This window comes from Streptomyces silaceus, assembly GCF_001419745.1.
GTDB lineage: Bacteria > Actinomycetota > Actinomycetes > Streptomycetales > Streptomycetaceae > Streptomyces > Streptomyces silaceus.
The window spans coordinates 1-5,146 of the sequence record NZ_LIRJ01000424.1; the positions used below are offsets into that span (position 1 = coordinate 1).

Sequence of the window (5,146 nt, forward strand, 5' to 3'; positions counted from 1 at the left end):
CCCCATGACCACCGCCCCCACCCGCCGCAGCGACCGGCGGATCAGCCCCGTCTTCCTGGGGATCGCCGCCGTCACGGCGGTCTCCGGCTGGGCCACCTGGACCGGCTTCGCGAACAACCCGGGCGTCGCCGTGTTCCTCTTCGTGACGGCCGCGTGGATCGTCTCGCTGTGCCTGCACGAGTACGCGCACGCGCGCACGGCCCTGCACGGCGGCGACATCTCCATCGGCGCGAAGGGCTATCTGACGCTCAACCCGCTCAAGTACACGCACGCGCTGCTCAGCATCGTGCTGCCCGTGCTGTTCGTGATCATGGGTGGCATCGGCCTGCCCGGCGGCGCGGTGTTCATCGAGCGGAACCGGATCAGGGGCCGCTGGAAGCACAGCCTGATCTCGGCGGCGGGACCGCTGACGAACGTCCTCTTCGCGGTCGTCTGCACGGCGCCGTTCTGGCTGGGCGCGCTGGACGGCGTCCCGGACGCGTTCCGCTACGCGCTCGCGTTCCTGGCGCTGCTCCAGGTGACGGCCGCGATCCTGAACTTCCTGCCGGTCCCGGGCCTGGACGGCTACGGCGTGATCGAGCCCTGGCTGTCGTACAAGGTGCGCCGCCAGGTGGAGCCGTTCGCGCCGTTCGGGCTCCTCGCGGTCTTCGCGGTGCTGTGGATCCCGGAGGTCAACCACGTGTTCTTCGACGCGATCGACGCGATCCTGCGGGGCCTCGGCGTCAGCGAGTGGGACAGCTACTGGGGCCAGAAGCTGTACAGGTTCTGGGACGGCCCGGCGGAGGTCCCGCCGTCGCTCAACCAGTAGCCGAAGCCGCCCGCCGCGCCTTCTCCTTGCGCAGGTAGAACCACGCCATGTTCGAGGAGAGCCCCGCGAGCAGCACCCACACGATGCCGAGGAAGCTGCCCCGGGCGAAGGAGATCACGGCCGCGGCGACGGCGAGCGCGCAGACCACGAGGGCGTACAGAGCGAGGCGGGGCATGGGGTCGGCTCCTGTCGATTCCGGATGACGGCGTTCCGTACGCCGTATTACGGCGTTTCGTACACCGCCGTACACCGCCCAGTGTCCCCCATGCCCCGCCCCGCCCGCACGTGGCTAGACGTCGGTGACCCGCAGCCCCGCGTGCGCCTTGTAGCGGCGGTTGACGGAGATCAGGTTGGCGACCAGCGACTCGACCTGGTGGGCGTTGCGCAGCCGCCCGGCGAAGACGCCCCGCATGCCGGGGATGCGGGCGGCGAGCGCCTGCACCACGTCCGTGTCGGCGCGGCTCTCGCCGAGGACCATGACGTCCGTGTCGATCTCCTCGATGGACGCGTCCTGGAGGAGCACCGCCGACAGGTGGTGGAAGGCGGCGGTGACCCGGGAGTCGGGCAGCAGCGCGGCGGCCTGCTCGGCGGCGCTGCCCTCCTCGGGCTTGAGGGCGTAGGCGCCCTTCTTGTCGAAGCCGAGCGGGTTCACGCAGTCGACGACGAGCTTGCCCGCGAGCTCCTCGCGGAGCGCTTCGAGGGTCTTGGCGTGGCCGTCCCACGGCACGGCGACGATCACGATGTCGCTGCGCCGCGCGCACTCCGCGTTGTCCGCGCCCTCGACGCCGAGGCCCAGCTCGTCGGCCGCGCCCTGCGCCCGCTCGGCCGCGCGGGAACCGATGATCACCTTCTGGCCCGCGCGGGCCAGCCGGTAGGCGAGGCCGCGCCCCTGGTCACCGGTGCCGCCGAGCACGCCGACGACGAGCCCGGACACGTCGGGCAGGTCCCAGGGGTCCTTGGCGGGGGCCTTCTGCACACTGTCGGTAGAGGTCATACCGCGACCTTACTCAGCCGTACGGAATCCTTGGACACCTGTACGCCGGGCCGACGCCCGTACGCCCTCCCGCACGTCCTTCCGTACGTCCTTCCGTACGTCACACCAGCTCCGCGACGGGTATCCGCCGGAAGGAGATCGTCTCGTACGCGCCGAAGTCCCCCGTCTCGTAGAGCAGTCCCACGGTCTGTTCGTCGAGGCGCGCGAGGTCGGAGTACGCGGCCGGGAGTCCGTCGACGGTGTGCGCGACCTGCCAGGTGGTGCCGCCGTCGGTGGAGCGGCGCACGGTCATCAGGGCGCGGAAGCCCGGGTCGGCGGGGCCGGAGAAGAGCAGGACGTCGGGGTCGCGCAGCTGCAGGACGCTGCCCTCCACGACGGGACCGGTGAGGCAGGCCTGCGGCCGGAAGGGCCTGACGAGGCTCTGGCCGCCGTCGGTGGAGTGGGCGTCGGCGCGGTTGCCGGGGGCCGGGGAGTCGTTGCGGGTGTTGAAGTAGAGCCGCCCGTCGGGGAGTTCGGCGGCGGTGGTCTCGTTGACGTTGACATAGCCGTCGGTGTTGTCGTCGATGTAGCCGATGCGCCAGGTCGCGCCGGCGTCGTCGCTGAGCAGGCAGTGGCCGCCGTTGTACTTGCCCTCGGTGCCGCTGTCGGCGCCGGCGGGCGGCAGGGAGTGGTTGGCGGGGACCACGACGCGGCCGGTGCGGCCGCCGTGCTCGCCGGCCAGTTGCAGGGCGTGGCCCGGCGTGGTCGCGTACCACCGCCAACCGGCCCTCTTCACCTGCGCGGTGATCTCGCGGGGCGTCGACCAGGTGAGGCCGTCGTCGTCGCTGTGCTGCACCCAGACGCGGCGTCCGTCGGCCGCGGAGACGGTGCCGCGGCGGATGGCGTCCTCGGTGGCCGAGGCGGCGTTCCTGACGTGGACGAGGAGGACGCGGCCGGTGTCGAGGACGACCGGGGCGGGGTTGCCCGCGAGGTCGGCGCCGTTCTTGCCGACGATCTGGAGCGGGCCCCAGGTGCGGCCGCCGTCGGCGGAGCGCTTGAGGACGACGTCGATGTTGCCGAAGTCCTCCTGGGAGCCGACGCGGCCCTCGCAGAAGGCGAGGACGGTACCGGCGGCGCTGGTGACGACGGCGGGGATGCGGAAGCTCGCGTACCCCTCGCGGCCCGCGCGGAAGGGAACAGTTGTCTCAGCAGTCATCCCCCGCCCTTCCCCGCCACGGGGGAATTCCGGGTGAACTCCGGGTCACGAGTGATGTGTTGGGGCAGGATGCGGCGCCATGGACGCCGTACGAGTCGCGCTGCTGCGCGAAGTGCTCGCCGGGACCGAGTGGCTGGGGGCCACGCGCCGCTTCGCGGGGGCGCTGCGCTCCTCCGTCGTGCCGCACGGCGGCGGACTGCTGCTCGTGGGGACGCAGGCGTACGAGCCGTGGCACCTGGCCGCGCACCTGGTCGACGAGGCGGCGTGGTCGGGCACGCCGGAGCTGACCCCGACGCTCGTACGGCACCGGGTGCTGGCCGAGGACCCGGCCCATCTGTCGACCGGGCTCGGCCGGATCGAGGCGGCCCGGCGCGGCGAGACGCTGCTCGTGGTGGCGCCGGACGCGCCGGGCGAGGAGCTGCTGACGCGGGTGCACGACGCGCGGCAGGCCGGGGCGACCGTCCTCGCGCTCGACTCCGGGGACCGGGACCTGGCCGCGCTGTCGCACGAGGCGCTGTCGGTGCCCCCGGGCCCGGACCTCGACCTGGACACGGTCCAGCACCTGGTGAGCGCGGCGGCCGGGGAGAACGCGCTGCCCGAGGCCCGGGGCCGCAGGCGGCTGCGGGACCGGCTCTCGCGCCTGGCCGACCAGCTGACGGCGCCGCCGCCGACGCGGTGGTGAGCGGTGCACGGGCGTGCCCGCGGAAATTGATTTGCCCGGTGCACGGGTCTGCGCTGAGCATGGCTTCTCGTGCCTCTCTCCGCGATACTGCCCGACCTCTCCCCCTGGCGTTCCACCCGTGACTTCCGGCTGCTGTGGGTCCAGGGTCTCGTCACCTACTTCGGCAGTTTCATGGCGATGGTCGCCCTGCCGCTCCAGATCAAGGAGCTGACGGACTCGCCGGTCGCGGTCGGCGCGATGGGCGCGGTCGAGCTGGTGCCGCTGATCGTCTTCGGGCTCTACGGCGGCGCGCTCGCGGACGCCGTGGACCGGCGCAAGGTGATCCTCCTGACCGAGGCGGCGCTGGGCCTGCTGGCCGTGGTGCTCCTGGTGAACGCGCTGCTGCCCGACCCGCTGCTGTGGCCGCTGTACGTGGTCGCGGCGGGCGTCTCCGCGCTGGCGGGCCTGCAGCGGCCCGCGCTGGACTCGCTGATGGCGCGGATCGTGCCGCACGACCAGCTGACGGCGGCCGCGGCGCTGAACTCGCTGCGGTGGAACGTGGGCGCCATCGCGGGCCCTTCACTGGCGGGCCTGGTCGTCGCGTACGCCGGGCACGCGTCGGCGTACGCGGTCACGATCGTCGGCTTCGCGGTCTCCGTGCTCCTGTGCACCCGCCTCTCGCCGGCGCCGGCCGCGCACGACGCGGAGAAGCCGTCGCTGAAGGGGCTCGCCGAGGGCGCGCGGTACGCGTGGTCGCGGCCGGTGCTGCTCGGTACGTACGCGATCGACATGGCGGCGATGTTCTTCGCCTTCCCCAACACGATCTTCCCGTTCCTCGCGGACGACCTGGACGCCGAGTGGTCGCTCGGCCTGATGTACGCGGCCGGGGCGGTGGGCTCCCTGCTGCTCAGCCTCACCAGCGGCTGGACGTCGCGGGTCCGGCGGCACGGGCTGCTCGTGGTGTTCGGGGCGGCCGGCTGGGGCCTGGCGATCACGGCGGCGGGCTGGTTCTCGAACGTGTGGGTGGTGCTGGCCTGTCTGGCCTTCGCGGGTGCGGGCGACATGCTCAGCGGACTCGGGCGCTCCACGATCTGGAACCAGACGATCCCCGACGAGCTGCGGGGCCGCCTCGCCGGGATCGAGGTCCTCTCCTACAGCGTGGGCCCGCAGCTGGGCCAGGTCCGCGCGGGCGCGGCGGCGGGCTGGACGGGCACGCTCCCCGCGATCTGGTCGGGCGGCCTGGCCTGCGTGGCCTCCGTGGGCATCCTGGCGGCGGCCCTCCCCCGCCTCATCTCCTACGACGCGACGACGGACCCCGACGCGCGGCTGCGCCGGGCCCGGACGGATGCCTCGGAGCCGGAGCCGGCCGCGCCCTGACCCTGCGCGGGTCCCCGCCTCCGTCCCTCGCGCCCCGCGCCTTCGCCTCTGGGCCCGCGCCACTCCCCCGGCGCCTCCGCGCACCCTGCCCCGCCGCTTCGCGGCGGATCC

Annotated in this window: 6 protein-coding genes; 3 read left to right on the top strand and 3 right to left on the bottom strand. The window is 73.3% G+C overall.

Translation table 11 applies throughout. The annotated features are described in order from the left end of the window. The first annotated feature begins 4 nt into the window (after positions 1-4). On the top strand, positions 5-808 hold the full coding sequence (locus tag AOK22_RS32335) for a site-2 protease family protein (protein ID WP_055702272.1): 804 nt from the start codon (positions 5-7) through the stop codon (positions 806-808). Here AOK22_RS32335 and AOK22_RS32340 read toward each other — a convergent pair. From AOK22_RS32340 to AOK22_RS32350, 3 genes are all read right to left on the bottom strand, one after another. Then, positions 798-983: a hypothetical protein gene (locus tag AOK22_RS32340; protein WP_055702273.1), complete on the bottom strand. Its 186-nt coding sequence runs from the start codon at positions 981-983 to the stop codon at positions 798-800. The two genes, AOK22_RS32335 and AOK22_RS32340, sit on opposite strands and share 11 nt — an antisense overlap. Before the next feature lie 114 nt (positions 984-1,097). After that, a complete protein-coding gene (npdG, locus tag AOK22_RS32345; RefSeq protein ID WP_055702274.1) occupies positions 1,098-1,802 on the bottom strand; it encodes an NADPH-dependent F420 reductase in 705 nt (234 codons plus the stop codon). A 100-nt stretch (positions 1,803-1,902) separates the two neighbouring features. Continuing rightward, positions 1,903-2,997, bottom strand: coding sequence for a sialidase family protein (locus tag AOK22_RS32350; RefSeq protein ID WP_055702275.1), 1,095 nt, complete (start codon positions 2,995-2,997; stop codon positions 1,903-1,905). Positions 2,998-3,076: 79 nt separating this feature from the next. Between AOK22_RS32350 and AOK22_RS32355 the strand changes: the two genes are divergently transcribed. Both AOK22_RS32355 and AOK22_RS32360 read left to right on the top strand, forming a co-directional pair. After that, positions 3,077-3,679, top strand: a complete 603-nt coding sequence (locus tag AOK22_RS32355; protein ID WP_055702276.1) for a hypothetical protein — start codon at positions 3,077-3,079, stop codon at positions 3,677-3,679. 69 nt (positions 3,680-3,748) lie between these two features. Next, complete coding sequence (locus AOK22_RS32360; RefSeq protein ID WP_055702277.1) at positions 3,749-5,035, top strand: MFS transporter; 1,287 nt, start codon at positions 3,749-3,751, stop codon at positions 5,033-5,035. Positions 5,036-5,146 lie beyond the last annotated feature (111 nt).